19 protein-coding genes, 4 tRNA genes and 1 pseudogene are annotated in these 18,344 nt (G+C 57.3%); 18 read left to right on the top strand and 6 right to left on the bottom strand.

Annotated features, from left to right (window positions below; translation table 11 throughout):
* From HBO24_RS29405 to HBO24_RS25590, 7 genes and pseudogenes are all read left to right on the top strand, one after another.
* Positions 1-248, top strand: a pseudogene (locus HBO24_RS29405) (hypothetical protein); the annotation flags it as partial.
* 22 nt (positions 249-270) lie between these two features.
* On the top strand, positions 271-810 hold the full coding sequence (locus HBO24_RS25565; RefSeq protein WP_170060574.1) for a hypothetical protein: 540 nt from the start codon (positions 271-273) through the stop codon (positions 808-810).
* Positions 810-1,109: a hypothetical protein gene (locus HBO24_RS25570; RefSeq protein ID WP_170060575.1), complete on the top strand. Its 300-nt coding sequence runs from the start codon at positions 810-812 to the stop codon at positions 1,107-1,109. The genes HBO24_RS25565 and HBO24_RS25570 overlap by 1 nt, the downstream gene beginning before the upstream one ends.
* On the top strand, positions 1,106-1,360 hold the full coding sequence (locus tag HBO24_RS25575; protein ID WP_170060576.1) for a hypothetical protein: 255 nt from the start codon (positions 1,106-1,108) through the stop codon (positions 1,358-1,360). Before HBO24_RS25570 ends, HBO24_RS25575 begins: the two co-directional genes overlap by 4 nt.
* A gap of 59 nt (positions 1,361-1,419) precedes the next feature.
* Positions 1,420-1,845 (top strand): cell wall hydrolase, encoded by a 426-nt coding sequence (locus tag HBO24_RS25580; RefSeq protein WP_170060577.1) that lies wholly within the window; start codon positions 1,420-1,422, stop codon positions 1,843-1,845.
* The gene (locus HBO24_RS25585) at positions 1,845-2,342 is read left to right on the top strand and encodes a DUF2514 family protein (RefSeq protein WP_170060578.1); all 498 of its coding nucleotides are present in this window, start codon (positions 1,845-1,847) and stop codon (positions 2,340-2,342) included. The genes HBO24_RS25580 and HBO24_RS25585 overlap by 1 nt, the downstream gene beginning before the upstream one ends.
* A gap of 184 nt (positions 2,343-2,526) precedes the next feature.
* A complete protein-coding gene (locus HBO24_RS25590; RefSeq protein ID WP_170060579.1) occupies positions 2,527-2,790 on the top strand; it encodes a DUF1652 domain-containing protein in 264 nt (87 codons plus the stop codon).
* A gap of 438 nt (positions 2,791-3,228) precedes the next feature.
* Here HBO24_RS25590 and HBO24_RS25595 read toward each other — a convergent pair whose 3' ends face one another.
* The 5 genes from HBO24_RS25595 to folD form a co-directional block, all read right to left on the bottom strand.
* Entirely contained in the window at positions 3,229-3,705 is a 477-nt protein-coding gene (locus tag HBO24_RS25595) for a hemerythrin domain-containing protein (protein ID WP_170060580.1), read from the bottom strand.
* 252 nt (positions 3,706-3,957) lie between these two features.
* A complete protein-coding gene (locus HBO24_RS25600) occupies positions 3,958-4,197 on the bottom strand; it encodes a hypothetical protein (RefSeq protein ID WP_170060581.1) in 240 nt (79 codons plus the stop codon).
* 159 nt (positions 4,198-4,356) lie between these two features.
* Entirely contained in the window at positions 4,357-4,713 is a 357-nt protein-coding gene (locus HBO24_RS25605; RefSeq protein WP_170060582.1) for a hypothetical protein, read from the bottom strand.
* A 431-nt stretch (positions 4,714-5,144) separates the two neighbouring features.
* Entirely contained in the window at positions 5,145-5,468 is a 324-nt protein-coding gene (locus tag HBO24_RS25610; protein WP_157717301.1) for a hypothetical protein, read from the bottom strand.
* 28 nt (positions 5,469-5,496) lie between these two features.
* Positions 5,497-6,351 carry a bifunctional methylenetetrahydrofolate dehydrogenase/methenyltetrahydrofolate cyclohydrolase FolD gene (folD, locus tag HBO24_RS25615; protein WP_057445013.1) on the bottom strand — a complete coding sequence of 285 codons (855 nt, stop codon included), beginning with the start codon at positions 6,349-6,351 and terminating at the stop codon, positions 5,497-5,499.
* A 280-nt stretch (positions 6,352-6,631) separates the two neighbouring features.
* Between folD and HBO24_RS25620 the strand changes: the two genes are divergently transcribed.
* The 10 genes from HBO24_RS25620 to HBO24_RS25665 all read left to right on the top strand — a co-directional run bounded on the left by HBO24_RS25620 (position 6,632) and on the right by HBO24_RS25665 (position 16,026).
* Positions 6,632-6,708, top strand: a tRNA-Arg gene (locus HBO24_RS25620).
* A 32-nt stretch (positions 6,709-6,740) separates the two neighbouring features.
* Positions 6,741-6,816, top strand: a tRNA-His gene (locus tag HBO24_RS25625).
* 58 nt (positions 6,817-6,874) lie between these two features.
* Positions 6,875-6,959 (top strand) — tRNA-Leu (locus HBO24_RS25630).
* Between the two features lie 77 nt (positions 6,960-7,036).
* A tRNA-His gene (locus tag HBO24_RS25635) sits at positions 7,037-7,112 on the top strand.
* A 402-nt stretch (positions 7,113-7,514) separates the two neighbouring features.
* Entirely contained in the window at positions 7,515-8,825 is a 1,311-nt protein-coding gene (tig, locus tag HBO24_RS25640; RefSeq protein ID WP_057441496.1) for a trigger factor, read from the top strand.
* A 92-nt stretch (positions 8,826-8,917) separates the two neighbouring features.
* Positions 8,918-9,553 (top strand): ATP-dependent Clp endopeptidase proteolytic subunit ClpP, encoded by a 636-nt coding sequence (gene clpP / locus HBO24_RS25645; protein WP_029298421.1) that lies wholly within the window; start codon positions 8,918-8,920, stop codon positions 9,551-9,553.
* 112 nt (positions 9,554-9,665) lie between these two features.
* Positions 9,666-10,949: an ATP-dependent Clp protease ATP-binding subunit ClpX gene (clpX, locus tag HBO24_RS25650; RefSeq protein WP_029298419.1), complete on the top strand. Its 1,284-nt coding sequence runs from the start codon at positions 9,666-9,668 to the stop codon at positions 10,947-10,949.
* A 160-nt stretch (positions 10,950-11,109) separates the two neighbouring features.
* A complete protein-coding gene (lon, locus tag HBO24_RS25655) occupies positions 11,110-13,506 on the top strand; it encodes an endopeptidase La (protein ID WP_057441499.1) in 2,397 nt (798 codons plus the stop codon).
* Between the two features lie 146 nt (positions 13,507-13,652).
* Positions 13,653-13,925 (top strand): HU family DNA-binding protein, encoded by a 273-nt coding sequence (locus HBO24_RS25660; RefSeq protein WP_003174819.1) that lies wholly within the window; start codon positions 13,653-13,655, stop codon positions 13,923-13,925.
* Positions 13,926-14,154: 229 nt separating this feature from the next.
* Complete coding sequence (locus HBO24_RS25665) at positions 14,155-16,026, top strand: SurA N-terminal domain-containing protein (protein WP_115128511.1); 1,872 nt, start codon at positions 14,155-14,157, stop codon at positions 16,024-16,026.
* Positions 16,027-16,089: 63 nt separating this feature from the next.
* Here the strand turns inward: HBO24_RS25665 and HBO24_RS25670 are convergent, their stop codons facing one another.
* Positions 16,090-17,265: an MFS transporter gene (locus tag HBO24_RS25670; RefSeq protein WP_170060583.1), complete on the bottom strand. Its 1,176-nt coding sequence runs from the start codon at positions 17,263-17,265 to the stop codon at positions 16,090-16,092.
* A gap of 126 nt (positions 17,266-17,391) precedes the next feature.
* Between HBO24_RS25670 and HBO24_RS25675 the strand changes: the two genes are divergently transcribed.
* The gene (locus tag HBO24_RS25675) at positions 17,392-18,336 is read left to right on the top strand and encodes a LysR family transcriptional regulator (RefSeq protein WP_170060584.1); all 945 of its coding nucleotides are present in this window, start codon (positions 17,392-17,394) and stop codon (positions 18,334-18,336) included.
* The last annotated feature ends 8 nt before the right edge of the window (positions 18,337-18,344 follow it).

Genomic DNA, 18,344 nt, shown 5'->3' on the forward strand with positions numbered 1-18,344 from the left:
ACCTCGGGGCAGAGCAAACACAGCCAGGAGTTTACAGGTATAGCTGGTCCGCTTTTTCACCGCTAAACACTGGCGACTACATGCTTTTAAACAATATCGCCATGGACATGGCGGGCACGGTATCAAGACAGGGCGTAGTCCAAGCGGTCTGGGATTACGGCGGGAACAGGCTAGTGATTCAAGCTACTGGAGTAGACCTGCCGACCGCGCAGTACATCTCGGTAGTCTTTGCGAAGCCAACTTCTTAAATTAGATCAAGAGAACCCACTCATGGCCAGACAGGCAATTAACCTTGGCGTATTGCCGTACGGTGCAGGGGGCGATACTCCGCGTTCTGCGAACATAAAAATTAACGATATGACGCAAGAGCTTTATGTTGCGCTTGGTGCTGACGGAAGCGGCGCCCTCCCCGGGGCTCTTCCATTATCGAAGGGCGGCACGGGGGCTAACAGTCTTGCGGGGGCCAAAGCTGCACTTGGTATTTCTGATCCCATTGTGTGGGGTACTAATGCCAACGGTACGTTCGTCAAGTTTCCCGATGGCACGATGTTTTGTACTGGGACAAGGATGTCTGTTTCTGTTGTTGCAAATGTCAGGGCAGATTTTTACCCAACCTTTCCGGCTGATTTTATCCAGACTCCGACGCTTGTGCCGACGCTTGAGTATCCATCTGTTTCTGACGGTAATGGCACTACTGTTAAGCGGTTCACCGGGACGGCCATAGGCGGTACTCAAGCCTTATTGCAGATTACTTCCGGAGAAAACAACACTTACATGGTCGGGTACATCGCAATGGGAAGGTGGAAGTAATGATTATTAAACTGTCTCCATACTCTCCGATTGATCCATCTGCAACGCTTGAAATCAAAAAGCGCAGCGACGTACTCACAATCAACGGTGAGCGTTACGACTTCAGGCCCCTTTCGGAAGGGGCTACGCTTCCGATGGAGGCTATCTCCGGGACGTGGATCTCTCAACCTGTTCGCCGCGTAGATGGTGAGCTGATTATCACCATTCGTTTTCCGGTTGGGCCCGAGGCAACGGCAGCGGCGCTTTACCCGGCCGACATCATCAATCCGCCTGATGGCAATGTGAGGCTTCCCCAGTGAGCAATATCGATTACAGCATGATGAAGACGGCCGAGCAGCTGCAGCAAGAGCGTGAGCGTGAGGCGCTTGAGGCTGCCCTGGCTTCGCGGCGGGCGGCGTACCTCTCCGAGTCGGATCCGCTGCGCCTGGAAGCTGACTACGATGCCTTGAGCCAGGGGCTGGAGCCCGACTACACCGAGTGGCTGGCATCCGTTGCGGCGATCAAGCAACGCTTCCCGCTGCCAGCCGCCGCCGAGACCGTGAGCGCCTGAGCTTTAGCTGTACACCGCCACCCGCCATCGAGCGGGTTTATTTTTGCCTGGAGAAAAGCATGACCACTTCCGAAAAAGACCGGGACATCCTGGCGCGCACGCTCTGGGGTGAAGCCCGTGGCGAGGGGCTGGCCGGCCAGATCGCCGTGGCCTGGACCATCCGCAACCGTGTGTTTGATGGCAAGGCCAAGTCCTGGTGGGGGGAGGGCTACGCTGGCGTGTGCCTGAAGCCATGGCAGTTCAGCTGCTGGAACCAGAATGACCCGAACTACCCCTACCTCAGCGGCGCCAAGCCGATCCCGGCTGCGCAGTTCGCCCAGGCCAAGCGTGCTGCTGACCAGGTGATGGCCGGTGCGGTACCGGATCCAACCGGCGGGGCCACGCACTACTACGCAACCACGATGCCCAAGGCCCCGGTCTGGGCGGCAAAGGCCAAGCAGACGCTGCGCCTCGGGCATCACGTCTTCTTCAAGGATGTGCCGTGATGACGTCCGTCCAGAAGCTGGCCGGGCTGGTGGTGCTGATCCTGGTGGTGATGGCCAGCGCCGCCGGCGTCTCCTGGCAGATTCAAGACTGGCGCTACGGAAAACAACTGGCAGAAATCGGTAAAGCCCAGGCGCTCGCCATAACTGAGGCTGGCAACACAGCCCGCCAAGAAGAGCAGCGCCGCCAATCGGCAGTGAATAAGGAAGCGAGCGATGCACGAGAGCAAAACAAGACTGCTGCTGTGGATGCTGGCACTGCTGATGCTGCTGGTGAGCGGCTGCACGTCGAAGCCGATAAGTTCGCCGCCACTGCCTGCGGCGATCCCGGAGCTGCCAAGCGAGGCGCGTCAGCCACCCGCGCCGCAATGGTGCTCTCCGAATTGCTCCAGCGGGCTGACAAGAGAGCGGGAGATCTGGCAGCAGCGTATGACCGAGCCCGAATAGCTGGGCAGGCTTGCGAGCGAAGTTACGAAAGTCTCAGGGTTCGAGGCGAATGAAACAGCCCCGCATGGCGGCCCCATGGTTGTCTCGATTCGGAGCAAGAGCTGCCTAAGCAAAAAATATCTACCTAGCACTCGGCGAAAAAATGAACATTGGGCTGCGTAGCTTTGACTAAATTGAAAGAGCCTAGGTACAGCAACCTAACGCATAAAAAAATAAATCGTCGGATGGAGATGTGTGATGATTTCTTTCCTTGAGTTGAGACACATTTTAGAAACATCCTTTTTGCCAACTTGTTGTGTTTGTGACGTAGACGTCAACCAAACATTGACAGTTCGACTGATCAATCCTACGACACATCAGGTCGAGTTGACGGTAACCGGCATTGACGCTCAGAGCCTAACATCGAGTCGAGCGATGGCGAGGCTGGTTATGGAAATCAAAGAAGAGGCAAGGTTGCAAGCGAGCCTACCTGTGAAGCGATACCAGCGGAAAATTACGTGAGGGGTAGGGTGACCTGCTCTTAGCCCGTCTTCCTCGAAACATCGAGCCAGGAAGTCCGTCTCGACAGGACCATCTCCTGAAGAATTTCTCGGACCAGCCTATTGATACCTGCTTCGCCATGGTACTGAGTTCGATCGATGTTCACCGCAGTGAACTGATCTCCCTCAGGGCCTGCTATGTCTATTGAAAGCGTGCTATCGGTACTTAAAGTGCAAGTAATCACGCAATTTGGCAGGCGACTGGAGAGGACAGTTTCAATTTCCATCTTGCTAAGGGTGTCCACGGGGCCGTTCCTTCAATTCAAAGTCGTGAGTTTTGAAGCGTAGCTGCTCTACCGGGACTGTAAATAGTGGCAAAACGGTCATTGATTTAGCGCTAGTAACAGGAGCCCGGCGCTGGGCCGGGCTTGTTTGCAGGGGCTACTAGGGCGGCGGAACGTTAGGCCGCGAGATTGGAAGCGCTCAAGCTCTTTTTCAGCGTCGCCTTCAACTCCAGCATCTGCTCGCCGAGCTGATCAAGCTTAGCTTTGCCAAGAAGCTTCTTCGCCTTTGGAAACATTTCGGTTTCCTCTTCCTCGATGTGATGCTCAAGGAGCTCCTTTACGACCTTCACACGGCCGGCAAACTCGGGCGTGGTTGGATCCGTCGCTTTCAGATCGGGAAGCACCAGGGAATCGACTGTTCGATGCTCTTCCTTGGCCTCGTAGTACATCTCGGCCTCATCCTTGCCGCCGGCTGCTTTGAAGGCGGGATAGAGGATCTGTTCCTCCAGCTGCGTATGGATAGAAATCTCCATCTCCAGCTTGTCTAACAGGTCAGTACGCTTCTTTACTGCGCGTTCTGTGGATTCGCTAAGCTGGGTAAGAATGGCTTTTACTTTTTCGTGGTCGGCTTTGAGAAGGTCTATGGCGTTCATTTGCTACCTCACTATCACGGTTATTTTTTGCCGGTCTCTGTCGGCAATGTCCGTAAGGGTGTCGCATTTGCCATGCCAAATTCAGAAAATTCCCAAGTTCATATAAGTCAGTAAGTTACGCTCTGTGGTGGCGTTTAGCAGTCATGCAGACTGCCCGAACAAGCATAGAGCGTGATGCATAACGCCACGGCTTCATGCGGGAAAATTATTAGAGATTGATGGATATAGAATTGCGCCTGGTCAGGCCAGTGCCTATTCGGGCTTGCTTCGATTTATTTTTCCCGACCTCACCTCATGCGCGTACCCCACCAGTTTGTCTTCAGCAGCCTGATAGCTCTCCGCTATTGTCAGCAACACCTTCGCCTCATCTTCCTGATCGGCCTCAGACAGTCGCACTGCTGCCTGCATCAAGTCAACGCCTGACCACTTGAGCAGGGTCGCAGCCTCTTTCAGGTCTCGGTGAAGTTGCTGGTTGGGCTTGGTAAGGGGCATATGGCTGCTTCCCTGGCAGAAAATTCATCTAGTTAATAGGCCTCGAATATGGACGGAACTGAGAAACATACTCCCGCCCAGCACCCGCTCAACGAATTATCGCCATCAACTATGCCGGCGATCAAGGATTGATCGCGCTGCGGGCGTGCCAGTCGTATGTCAGTGCTGTGGCCCACTCAATACTTTCAACTCCCGCAGCAGCCTCTGATTCTCCCTGAAGAAATGGTTGCGTTGATCAGTCACCAGGTCGACGCTTCGAAAGCTTCTCTTGTCAGTCTGGTCATTGCCCATCGCCGATATGCGCTCAAGGGCGTCCCTCAGTGCCGTCTCTGCCGACGCTTTTCCGGTGGCAAGCAGGTCATTCATCTGGACCAGGCCCGCAACGTTCGCCCGTGCCTTGCTCAGCAGGCGATAGGCGGTTGTGAGCTCGTCCTCGAGTAGCGCGCACTGGTGTTTGTACATTTCCAGGGGTGTAGGGCACCCAAGCCACGTCGAGGTGTCTTCGTCAATGTTCATTGTGTGGCAATCCGAATGCTGTATGTGCATACAGTAATCGAGGTTTGCGGGTTGTGCGATGTGAGGCGACGAGCTGTAGGGGATTTTGGTTTGGTGTTCGGTCGGCAGGACGCCGGGGAGGGGATGGGCTTCGTACCAATTTTTGTACCACTGGCCGAGTTTCGCTATCGAATAGTGGGTACCCCAAAGTAGTCAAGCCCCGTATTTGCTGGGCTTGACCACTTTAGAAAACCTAGGAATACCCGAAATTAATATTATTAGTATGGATCAGAAACTGATAGAGAGCCTTTAAATAAAGGCTGTAAGCCGATGATTGGTTAGGGTTGTAGCGCAAAGCGCGTTGCCGAGCAGGTATGGCAAAAACGCTTCTGTCAGCCCTGGGCATGTAGGACTGACACAAAAGCCTCAGGGCCTTTGAGAGGGGCTTTTTGTCAGCGGTGCGTCGAGTAGGAGTCGTTGAAATCAGGGACGAAGATGAACGGTAAAACGATTCGTTGGGCCACCCATTTATTACTGTGCGTAGGGGTACTACAACGTTGTTGATCGGTGAAGCCGCAGATGCCACTGACCATCATAGGGTTATGGGGTTTGGGGATTGCACTGCTGATTGGCGTTGCTTTTAAGTGCGCAGGCATCACTTTCAGAAAGCCGCGGCGCACTGTTCTATCGAGCGGGAATAAAAAAATCCGCTGCCAGACAGCTGGCAGCGGATTTTTCAGGAAGCCCGGCGTGACCTGTGAACAGCCTTGGGTCAAGGCGGGGCTCTTTTGGCGCTGCAGGTGATCAGCTGTGCAGGGTTTCGGCCGCGTACAGCGTGTTTTCCAGCAGGCAGGCACGGGTCATCGGGCCAACACCACCCGGCACCGGGGTAATCCAGCCGGCACGGGGCAGGGCGGTTTCATACACCACGTCGCCCACCAGCTTGCCGTCGTCCTGACGGTTGATGCCCACGTCGATCACGATGGCGCCTTCCTTGATCCACTCACCCTTGACTAGGCCCGGCTTGCCGGCGGCGACTACCACCAGGTCGGCACGGCCAACATGGCCCGCCAGATCCTTGGTGAAGCGGTGGGTCACGGTCACGGTGCAGCCGGCCAGCAGCAGTTCCATGGCCATTGGGCGACCAACAATGTTGGACGCGCCGACGATCACGGCGTCCAGGCCGTACAGGTCGACGCCGGTGCTTTCCAGCAGGGTCATGATGCCCTTCGGCGTGCAGGGGCGCAGCAGTGGAATACGCTGGGCCAGGCGACCGACGTTATAGGGGTGGAAACCGTCGACGTCTTTGTCGGGGCGGATGCGCTCCAGCAACAGGGAAGCATCCAGATGCTCCGGCAGCGGCAATTGCAGCAGGATGCCGTCGATATTCGGATCGTCGTTGAGGCCGTCGATCAGGTCGGTGAGGGCCTGCTGGGTGGTGTCGGAAGGCAAGTCGTAGGCCTTGGAAATAAAGCCGACCTCTTCACAGTCTTTACGCTTGTGCGAGACATAAACCTGGGAGGCAGGATCGCTGCCGACCAGGATCACCGCGAGCCCCGGCGTGCGCAGGCCAAGCTGGCGACGCTCGGCGACACGTTTGGCGATCTGCTGGCGCAGGCTGGCGGCGATTGATTTGCCGTCGATAAGTTGTGCAGTCATTACGCGTGATTAACCATCGAGAGGGGGAGGAAAAGTGCGCGCATTCTCGCACGCCAGGACGTGAGGGCAAAGGCGCTTGGTCTGCAAATTCCCCTAACCCCTTAAATAAAATGAATTTTTTTCAAAAAAGATTTGACGGCCCCTGGGGGCGTCTATACTATTCGTCGCACTTGTCGGGCACAGCCTAGCACTGGTTAAGAAGGTCGAGCGCAATAGCTGTTTTATTGCGTGAGGCTGGAAGCATTTAGTTTGTAGTCCTCCAAGAGTACAGATTAATCAGGCGCCCGTAGCTCAGCTGGATAGAGCATCCGCCTTCTAAGCGGATGGTCGCAGGTTCGAGTCCTGCCGGGTGCGCCATTAGGCAGCTTTGGCACAAGTAGCGCAAGATGGTGGGCGTAGCTCAGTTGGTAGAGCACGGGATTGTGACTCCCGTTGTCGAGGGTTCGATCCCCTTCGTCCACCCCATATTTCAAAAGGCGCCAGATTTAACGGTCTGGCGCCTTTGTTTTAAAAGTTTCAAGCCGCGGATGTGGTGGAATTGGTAGACACACTGGATTTAGGTTCCAGCGCCGCGAGGCGTAAGAGTTCGAGTCTCTTCATCCGCACCAAATAGAGCGTCACCCTTGCCATGGGCTAGGTTGGGGCTTAACAGAGAAGGCAATTGGCTTCTTTGTCACGCAATATGGTGGGCGTAGCTCAGTTGGTAGAGCACGGGATTGTGACTCCCGTTGTCGAGGGTTCGATCCCCTTCGTCCACCCCATATTCCGAAAGGCGCCAGATTTAACAGTCTGGCGCCTTTTTTGTTTTAGCGGTTTGCGTATTCGGCGGCTGCAGGTACTGGGTCGCAGGGGTGGGGCGCTTCGTCGTATTTTTGTTTCTCGATGATGCCGAACTACCCGCCGGCCTTGCGTGCAAGGTCGGCTGTCAGGGAGATGGTCGCTGGCTGCTTCTATATATAGAAGGGTTGGCACAGAGCCCTGGCGTGATTGGCTGTATTTGTCACTGGGGCGAGGAGCATTCGTGCATTCGTACCTGTAAATTGCCTGCTGTTTTTTTACCCGTTTTCAGTAGGGTGACTTCTTGAGTTTGACCCACTAGAATGCATGCCCTTGATTCTTGGGTCGGAAACGGCCGGCTAACGTCTGTGCAACGAGGAATATCCATGCAAGTTTCTGTTGAAAATACTACTGCTCTCGAGCGCCGCATGAGCATCACCGTGCCGGCAGAGCGCATCGAGACCGCGGTCAACAAGCGTCTGCAGCAGACTGCCCAGAAGGCCAAGATCGCTGGTTTCCGTCCAGGCAAAGTGCCGATGAGCGAAATCAAGCGCCGTTTTGGTGCTGATGCACGTCAAGATGCTGTCGGTGACGTGATCCAGGCTTCCTTCTACGAAGCGGTTGTCGAGCAAAAGCTGAACCCGGCTGGCTCGCCTTCCATCGAGCCTAAGTCCCTGGAAGCTGGCAAGGACCTGGAATACGTTGCTGTATTCGAAGTGTTCCCGGAGTTCACCGTTGCTGGCTTCGAAGGTATCGAAATCGAGCGCCTGAGCGCCGAAGTGGCCGATGCCGACCTGGACAACATGCTGGAAATCCTGCGCAAGCAGAACACCCGTTTTGAAGTGGCCGATCGCGCTGCCCAGAACGAAGACCAGTTGAACATCGACTTCGTGGGCAAGGTTGACGGCGAAGTGTTCGCTGGCGGCTCGGCCAAGGGCACCCAGTTGGTACTGGGCTCCAACCGCATGATCCCGGGTTTCGAAGACGGTCTGGTTGGCGCTAAAGCCGGCGAAGAGCGCGTTCTGAACCTGACTTTCCCTGCTGACTACCAGAACCTGGACCTGGCTGGCAAAGCCGCCGAGTTCACTGTGACCGTCAACAGTGTTTCCGAGCCTAAGCTGCCAGAACTGAACGAAGAGTTCTTCGCCCAGTTCGGTATCAAGGAAACCGGTATCGAAGGTTTCCGCGCCGAAGTTCGCAAGAACATGGAGCGTGAGCTGCGCCAGGCCATCAAGTCCAAGGTCAAGAACCAGGTTATGGACGGTCTGCTGGCCTCCAACCCGATCGAAGTGCCTAAGGCCCTGCTGTCCAACGAAGTGGATCGCCTGCGCGTACAAGCTGTTCAGCAGTTTGGTGGCAACATCAAGCCTGATCAACTGCCGGCCGAGCTGTTCGAAGAGCAAGCCAAGCGCCGCGTTGTGCTGGGTCTGATCGTGGCTGAAGTGGTCAAGCAGTTCGACCTCAAGCCAGACGAAGATCGCGTTCGCGAAATGATCCAGGAAATGGCTTCGGCCTACCAGGAGCCTGAGCAGGTCGTGGCTTGGTACTACAAGAATGACCAGCAGCTGAACGAAGTCCGTTCGGTTGTGCTGGAAGAACAAGTTGTGGATACTGTTCTGCAGAAGGCTAAGGTGACCGACAAAGCGGTCTCTTACGAAGAAGCAGTCAAGCCGGCAGAAGCAGCACAAGCCGACTGATTGTCCAACTCGTTTGAAAATACACCCATAAGCCAGCCTCGCGCTGGCTTATGCGTATTCAAGACATGACTATTTGGGAGTAACTGCAGAGCATGTTCCGTAATTCGTATATTCAGCAGAACTCTGATATCCAGGCCGCAGGCGGCCTGGTCCCGATGGTTGTCGAGCAATCTGCTCGTGGCGAACGCGCCTACGACATCTATTCGCGCCTGCTCAAGGAGCGAGTGATCTTTCTGGTTGGTCCGGTAGAGGACTACATGGCCAACCTGATCTGTGCGCAACTGCTGTTCCTTGAAGCGGAAAACCCGGACAAGGACATCCATCTTTACATCAACTCCCCAGGCGGTTCGGTGACAGCCGGCATGTCGATCTACGACACCATGCAGTTCATCAAGCCGAACGTGTCCACCACTTGCATTGGCCAGGCCTGCAGCATGGGTGCATTCCTGCTGACAGCCGGTGCTGAAGGCAAGCGTTTCTGCCTGCCTAACTCGCGTGTGATGATTCACCAGCCACTGGGCGGTTTCCAGGGCCAGGCGTCGGACATCGAAATCCACGCCAAGGAAATCCTGTTTATCCGTGAGCGCCTCAACACGCTGATGGCCAAGCACAGCGGGCACACCCTGGAAGAAATCGAGCGCGACACTAACCGCGACAACTTCATGAGTGCCGAAGCCGCACGTGAATACGGGCTGATCGACGCCGTGATCGACAAGCGCCCCGCTTAATATAAGCAGCTCAAAATAGGCCTGGTCGGCATGTCCGACCACCGGCGGGCTTGAAAAAGCCCGCATAAGCCTTCATCTTGTGTTGCAAGCCTATCGGATTTGGATCGAACGAATGACTGACACCCGCAACGGCGAGGACAACGGCAAGCTGCTCTATTGCTCCTTCTGTGGCAAAAGCCAGCATGAAGTGCGCAAATTGATTGCCGGCCCCTCGGTCTTTATCTGCGACGAGTGCGTCGACCTGTGCAATGACATCATCCGTGAGGAGGTGCAGGAGGCACAGGCCGAGAGCAGCGCGCATAAATTGCCTTCGCCTAAAGAAATCAGCGGCATCCTTGATCAGTACGTGATTGGTCAAGAGCGTGCAAAGAAGGTTCTGGCCGTAGCGGTGTACAACCACTACAAGCGCTTGAACCAGCGTGACAAGAAAGGTGATGAGGTCGAACTCGGCAAGAGCAACATCCTGCTGATCGGTCCTACAGGCTCGGGTAAAACCCTGCTTGCAGAAACCCTCGCTCGCCTGCTGAACGTTCCCTTCACCATCGCCGACGCCACCACCCTCACTGAGGCGGGTTACGTGGGTGAAGATGTCGAGAACATCATTCAGAAACTGCTGCAGAAGTGCGATTACGACGTAGAGAAGGCCCAGATGGGTATTGTCTATATCGATGAAATCGACAAGATTTCGCGCAAGTCTGACAACCCGTCGATCACCCGGGATGTTTCCGGTGAAGGCGTGCAGCAAGCCCTGCTGAAGCTGATTGAAGGCACGGTCGCTTCTGTACCGCCCCAAGGCGGCCGCAAGCACCCGCAGCAGGAATTCCTGCAGGTTGATACGCGTAACATCCTGTTTATCTGTGGCGGTGCGTTCTCCGGCCTGGAAAAGGTTATTCAAAACCGTTCCACCCGTGGCGGCATCGGTTTCAGTGCAGAAGTGCGCAGCAAGGAAGAAGGCAAGAAGGTGGGCGAGTCCCTGCGTGAAGTCGAGCCTGACGATCTGGTCAAGTTCGGTCTGATCCCGGAGTTCGTTGGCCGTCTGCCGGTCCTGGCGACGTTGGACGAGCTGGATGAGGCTGCTCTGATTCAGATCCTCACCGAGCCGAAAAACGCCCTGACCAAGCAATACGCCAAGCTGTTCGAAATGGAAGGTGTAGACCTCGAGTTCCGTGCTGATGCGCTTAAATCGGTGGCCAAGCGGGCACTGGAGCGCAAGACCGGTGCGCGCGGTTTGCGTTCGATTCTCGAAGGCGTATTGCTCGACACCATGTACGAAATCCCCTCGCAGTCCGAGGTGAGTAAAGTGGTGATCGACGAAAGCGTTATAGAAGGTAAGTCCAAGCCACTGTATATCTACGAAAACAGTGAGCCGGCTGCCAAGGCTGCGCCAGACGCGTAAGCGTTTCGCAGTTTCGGTACAAACAAGGGGCCTCTAGGGGCCCCTTTGTTTTGCATAGGAATTTTTACTGTGTGTAACTGCCAGCATTGAGCTTGTTTTTTTTACACGCAGCCCCCATCTTGGTTTCAAGCTTACTTTCATCTGTCATAGAGGCGAAATCATGAAGACAACCATTGAATTGCCTCTCCTGCCATTGCGTGATGTGGTTGTGTATCCGCACATGGTTATCCCGCTGTTCGTGGGGCGCGAGAAGTCTATCGAAGCCCTCGAGGCCGCGATGACGGGCGACAAGCAGATCCTGCTGTTGGCCCAGAGAAATCCGGCTGACGACGATCCAGGCGAAGACGCCCTGTATCGCGTCGGCACTATTGCTACCGTTCTGCAATTGCTCAAGCTGCCAGATGGCACCGTCAAGGTGCTGGTCGAGGGCGAGCAGCGCGGTGCGGTCGAGCGCTTCATGGAGGTGGATGGCCACCTGCGTGCTGAAGTGGCGTTGATCGACGAAGTCGATGCGCCTGAGCGTGAATCCGAAGTTTTTGTACGCAGCCTGCTTTCCCAGTTCGAGCAATACGTGCAACTGGGCAAAAAAGTCCCGGCTGAGGTCCTGTCCTCCCTCAACAGCATTGATGAGCCAAGCCGCCTGGTCGACACCATGGCCGCGCACATGGCGCTGAAGATCGAGCAGAAGCAGGACATCCTCGAAATCATCGACCTGTCGACCCGGGTCGAGCACGTCCTGGCCCTGCTGGATGCCGAGATCGACCTGCTGCAGGTTGAGAAACGCATTCGCGGTCGCGTGAAGAAGCAGATGGAGCGCAGCCAGCGCGAGTACTACCTGAATGAGCAGATGAAGGCCATTCAGAAAGAGCTCGGCGACGGCGAAGAAGGCCACAACGAGATCGAAGAGCTGAAAAAGCGCATCGACGCCGCTGGCTTGCCTAAAGACGCGCTGACCAAAGCCACCGCCGAGTTGAACAAACTCAAGCAAATGTCGCCGATGTCCGCCGAAGCCACCGTGGTTCGTTCCTACATCGACTGGCTGGTGCAGGTGCCGTGGAAGGCCCAGACCAAGGTACGCCTGGACCTGGCGCGTGCCGAAGATATCCTCGACGCCGACCACTATGGCCTGGAAGAGGTCAAGGAACGCATCCTCGAATACCTCGCCGTGCAAAAGCGTGTGAAGAAGATTCGTGGCCCGGTATTGTGCCTGGTCGGTCCTCCTGGCGTGGGTAAAACCTCCCTGGCCGAGTCGATCGCCAATGCCACCAACCGCAAATTCGTGCGCATGGCCCTCGGTGGTGTGCGTGATGAAGCGGAAATTCGCGGTCATCGCCGGACTTACATCGGTTCGATGCCGGGAAGATTGATTCAAAAGATGACAAAGGTTGGCGTACGCAACCCTCTGTTCCTGCTCGATGAAATCGACAAAATGGGCAGCGACATGCGGGGCGATCCGGCATCGGCCTTGCTCGAAGTGCTCGACCCCGAGCAGAACCACAATTTCAACGACCATTACCTGGAAGTCGACTACGACCTGTCCGACGTAATGTTCCTGTGCACCTCCAACTCCATGAACATCCCGCCGGCGTTGCTGGACCGGATGGAAGTGATTCGTCTGCCGGGTTACACCGAAGACGAGAAGATCAATATCGCCGTCAAATACCTCGCGCCCAAGCAGATTTCGGCCAATGGCCTGAAGAAGGGCGAGATCGAATTCGACGTCGAGTCGATCCGCGACATCATTCGTTACTACACCCGCGAGGCCGGTGTACGGGGCCTTGAGCGCCAGTTGGCGAAGATCTGCCGTAAGGCGGTCAAGGAACATGCCCTGGAAAAACGCTTCTCTGTGAAGGTCACCGCCGATGCTCTGGAACACTTCCTGGGCGTGCGTAAATTCCGCTACGGCCTGGCCGAGCAGCAGGATCAGGTAGGGCAGGTGACTGGCCTGGCGTGGACCCAGGTGGGCGGCGAATTGCTGACCATCGAAGCGGCGGTTATCCCTGGCAAAGGTCAATTGATCAAGACCGGTTCCCTGGGTGACGTGATGGTCGAATCCATCACTGCCGCGCAGACCGTGGTGCGCAGCCGCGCACGCAGCCTGGGGATCCCCCTGGACTTCCACGAGAAGCACGACACCCACATCCACATGCCGGAAGGGGCTACCCCCAAAGACGGCCCCAGCGCTGGCGTAGGCATGTGCACGGCCCTGGTATCGGCCCTGACCGGCATCCCGGTGCGCGCCGATGTCGCCATGACCGGGGAAATCACCCTGCGCGGCCAGGTATTGGCCATTGGTGGCCTGAAGGAAAAGTTGCTGGCGGCCCACCGTGGTGGCATCAAGACGGTGATCATTCCGGAAGAGAATGTTCGCGACTTGAAGGAAATTCCTGACAACATTAAGCAGGATCTGCAGATTAAACCGGTTAAATGGATTGACGAGGTCCTGCAAATTGCGCTGCAATACGCGCCGGAGCCCTTGCCAGATGTGGCTCCGGAGATAGTCGCGAAGGACGAAAAACGCGAGACTGACTCTAAGGAAAGAATTAGCACGCATTAATACGTTTAAGCCTGGTGGCTTCCTTGACAGCTTTTTAGAGCCCTTGTTATAAAGCGGCTCTTAAGTGTCTGTAGGCCATTCAGCACTGGTTTTTGCTTTCACCAAAAAACTTAGAATCATACTCAATAGATATAAGGGGACTTAGAGTGAACAAGTCGGAACTGATTGATGCTATCGCCGCATCTGCTGATATCCCGAAAGCCGCTGCTGGCCGTGCGCTGGACGCAGTAATCGAATCCGTCACTGGCGCTCTCAAGGCCGGCGACTCCGTGGTACTGGTAGGTTTCGGTACTTTTTCTGTGACCGATCGCCCAGCTCGCACTGGCCGTAACCCACAGACTGGCAAAGCACTGCAAATCGCTGCTGCCAAGAAACCAGGTTTCAAAGCCGGTAAAGCCCTGAAAGAAGCCGTTAACTAAGCTTCGTTCAAGCCTTTGCCTATCCGGGCTGGACGCTGGTCTGGCCTGGCAGCGGAGCGGCAACTGACCCGAGTATCCATCGGGTCGCTACGCCGGGGGGCGGGTTCAATACCCGTCCGTTCCGCCAGTTACGAGAAGGCGCATCCTCGGATGCGCCTTTCTTCTATCCGGATTCTACCCACGCTCCACGGTTGCCTAATTTTGAAGTTCAACCGTTTCTGGGGGACGCATGCTGCAGAATATCAGGGACAATTCACAAGGCTGGATTGCCAAGACCATTATCGGCCTCATCGTTGTATTGATGGCTTTCACCGGTATCGAGGCCATTTTCCAGGCCACGACCAACAGCCAGGACGCGGCCAAGGTCAACGGTGAAGAAATCAGTCAAAACGAGCTGAGCCAGGCCGTCGACATGCAACGTCGGCAGCTGATGCAACAACTGGGCAAGGACTTCGATGCGTCCTTGCTGGATGAAAAAATGCTGCGCGAAGCGGCCCTCAAGGGCCTGATCGAGCGCAAGCTGCTGCTGCAAGGCGCGGCGGATTCGAAGTTCTCCTTCTCGGAAGCTGCACTGGACCAAGTGATCCTGCAGACCCCGGAGTTCCAGGAAGACGGCAAGTTCAGCGCTGAGCGCTTTGACCAGGTGATCCGTCAACTGGGCTACAGCCGTATGCAATTCCGTCAGATGCTGACCCAGGAAATGCTGATCGGCCAACTGCGTGCAGGCATTGCCGGCAGCGGTTTTGTCACCGATCAGGAAGTCCTGAACTTTGCGCGCCTGGAAAAACAGACCCGTGATTTCGCCACCGTCAGCGTCAAGGCCGACCCGGCCGCAGTGAAACTCACTGACGACGAGGTCAAGGCTTATTACGACCAGCACGCCAAGGAGTTCATGACCCCGGACCAGGTCGTCATCGACTACCTGGAGCTGAAGAAGGCTTCGTTCTTCGACCAGGTAACGGTCAACGACGATGAGCTGCAGGCCCTGTACGAGAAAGAAACCGCCAACCTCGCTGAACAGCGTCGTGCCGCGCACATTCTGATCGAAGTCAACGACAAGGTGACCGAGGCCCAGGCCAAGGCCAAGATCGACGAAGTCCAGGCACGCCTGGCCAAGGGCGAAAGCTTCGAGGCCCTGGCCAAGGAGTTCTCCCAGGATCCGGGCTCGGCCAACAACGGCGGCGATCTGGGTTTTGCAGGCCCTGGCGTCTACGATCCTGAGTTCGAAAGCGCCCTGTACGGCTTGAACCAGGACCAGGTCTCGGCACCGGTACGTTCCAGCTTCGGCTGGCACCTGATCAAGCTGCTGGGTGTTGAAGCGCCAGAAGTGCCATCGTTCGCCAGCCTGAAAGACAAGCTGACCCGCGAGCTGAAGACCCAGCAAGTGGAGCAGCGCTTCGTCGAGGCGACCAAGCAACTGGAAGACGCGGCATTCGAAGCCTCCGACCTGGCCCAGCCAGCTTCGGACCTGAAACTGACCGTGCACACCTCGGCGCCGTTTGGCCGTGAAGGTGGCGAAGGCATCACGGCCAACCGTGCCGTGATCCAGGCAGCTTTCAGCCCTGAAGTGCTGGATGAGGGTGCCAACAGCACCGCCATCGAACTGGATCCGGAAACCATCGTAGTCCTGCGCGCCAAGGAGCACCGCAAGCCGGAGCAACTGCCGCTGGAAAGCGTGGCGACCGCCATCCGTGCCCAGATGACCAAGGAGCGCGCAAGCGCTGCGGCGAAGGCTCACGCTGACGAGCTGATCGCCAACCTGCGCGATGGCAAGCTGGCGTTGGACAAGCCGGTTGATGGTCAGGCCTGGAAAGTCACTGAAGCGGCCACCCGTGGCCAGGAAGGCGTTGAGCCTGCCGTACTGCAGGCACTGTTCCGCATGGCCAAGCCTGTTGCTAAAGACAAGCCGACCTTTGCTGACGTGACCCTGCGTGATGGCAGCTTGATGATCGTGCGCTTGAACAGCGTCACCGAAGGGGCTGCGCCAACCGAAGAGGAGAAGGAGCAGTATCGTCGCTTCCTCGCTTCGCGCGTCGGCCAGCAAGACTTCGCTGCGTTCCGCAAGGAACTGGAAGCCAAGGCTGACATCAAGCGCTTCTGATGCTGTGATAGCGTCTCCAAAAAAGACCCCGGCCTGAAACCGGGGTCTTTTTTTGCCTGTTTGTCAGGTGCGGCGAGGCTGTAGGGTGGTGATCAATGCCAGCGTAGCCAAGGCGGCAACGACCCAGGGAAACCACATGACGCCCCATCCCTGAAGCAGTATGCCGCCCAGCAGCCCACCGCCGGCAATCCCCAGGTTCCACACCGTCACCAGCATCGACTGGGCTGCATCCGCCGAGTCACCGGCCGATTTGGCCAGCGCGGTTTGCAGCAAGGCAGGCAAGCCGCCAAATGCCAGGCCCCAGATGGCGACTGACAGGTAGACGACCTCGGTAGAGGCGATCCACAGCCCCAGGGCCAATGCCGCAGCGGCAAACAGCGTGCAACTGCTCACCAGCAAGATCTGCAGCAGGCGGTCAATCAACAGGCCGACGATCCAGATTCCCATCAGCGCGGCCAGGCCAAATACCAGCAACACCCGGTCGATGTCGGCGCTAAGCCCTGCGGGCACCAGGAACGGCGCGATATAGGTGTACAGAATGTTGTGCGCCAGCACGTAGGTGAAGGTCACCCACAGCACCGGACGCACCCCCGGCAAACGCAGGACCTGGTGCAAGCCCAGGCGCTGTTGCGCACGTTGCCCGGCAAAGTCCGGCACCTGCCAGCGCACCCACGCCAGTAGCAGCACCGTCAGCCCGGTCATGATCGCAAAGCTCAAGCGCCAACCCACTGCAGTGACCAGAAACGTTCCAGCAGGTACTCCAAGGGATAACGCCAGGGGCGCGCCCAGCATTGCCACGGCAATCGCCCGGCCCTGTAGGTGCGGCGCCACCATGCGGCTGGCATATCCTGCCAGCAGTGCCCAGAGCAAACCCGCGAACACCCCGGCCAACAGCCGTGCGACCAGGGTCAGCCAATACACGCTTGATAGTGCCGTGACACTGTTGACTAGCGCGAAGCCACCAATGGCTAGCATCAGCAAGGGGCGGCGGCGCCAGCCACGGGTGGCGATGGTCAGGGGGATGGCGGCCAGCAACGAGCCGAGGGCATACAGCGTGACGAGCTGGCCGACCAGCGCCTCGCTCACCCCGAGGCCGGCGCTCATCTGGGGCAGCAGACCTGCGGGCATCGCCTCGGTGAGGATGGTGATGAAGCCGGCGGTGGCCAGCGCCAGCAAGCCCGCCATGGGCAGGCGTTCGCGCTGGCTGGGCAGGCATTGCGGTGTACTGCAGTCATTCATGTGGCTCGGCTCCGTATTCAAGGCATCAGGACATCGGGGCAGAGTAGGGGGCTGAACCACTTGGAAAAATGGGCTAAGGTTCCGAACTTATCGGACGTTTATGTCCGTAATTCGCAGGAAGTGACAATGGACAGTCTGGGCAGTATGTCGGTGTTTGTGCAGGTCGCGGAGACCCGCAGCTTTACCCAGGCCGGTCGGCTGCTGGGGGTGTCGTCCTCGGCTGTGGGCAAAAGCATTGCGCGCATGGAGCAGCGTCTGGGGGTGCGGCTGTTCCATCGCAGTACCCGCAGTATCACGCTGACGGCCGAGGGCGCGCTGTTTCTCGAGCGTTCGCGGCGGATCCTGGCCGAGGTTGAAGCGGCCGAGCAGGAGTTGACTGAAGCAGCGACCACCCCCCGAGGCAAATTGCGCATCAGCTTGCCCCAGGTCAGGGGCCTGTTGATGCCGGTGCTGACCGAGTTTATGCGGGCCTATCCAGAGATTGAGCTGGACGTGGATTTTTCCGACCGCATGGTGGATGTGATCGAGGAAGGCTTCGACGCTGTGGTGCGCACCGGCAAGCCCGAGGACTCGCGGCTGTCGGCGCGGCTGCTGGGGCACTATCGGTTGGTGCTGGTGGGAGCGCCGCAGTACTTCGCCTTACACGGCGTACCGGCCTGTCCTACGGACCTCAACCATCATGCCTGCCTGCGTCACAAGTTTTGCGCCACCGGCAAGCTGGAGAGCTGGCCCCTGCGCCATTTACCCGGCGAACCCGAGCCGGTGCTGCGTGCACCGTTGGTCAGCACTACCATCGAGTCGCTAAAGCACGTAGTGCACGAAGGCCTGGGGATTGCCTGCCTGCCGGACTTCATGGTCCGCGTATCCGTCGAGCAGGGCCGCCTGCAGCGGGTGCTGGACGATTACCTGGAGCACAGTGGCAGCTTCTGGATGCTCTGGCCGTCGAGCCGACATGCCTCGGCCAAACTGCGGGTGTTTATCGATCATATGAGCGCCAGGCTTTTTCCTGCACCGCGCGTCGAGCCGGCCAGTGACGTTTTACCGACAGGAATCCGCGCGCGCACCCGGTGATCTGTTGC

This window comes from Pseudomonas sp. WS 5410 (assembly GCF_012985645.1).
GTDB lineage: Bacteria > Pseudomonadota > Gammaproteobacteria > Pseudomonadales > Pseudomonadaceae > Aquipseudomonas > Aquipseudomonas shahriarae.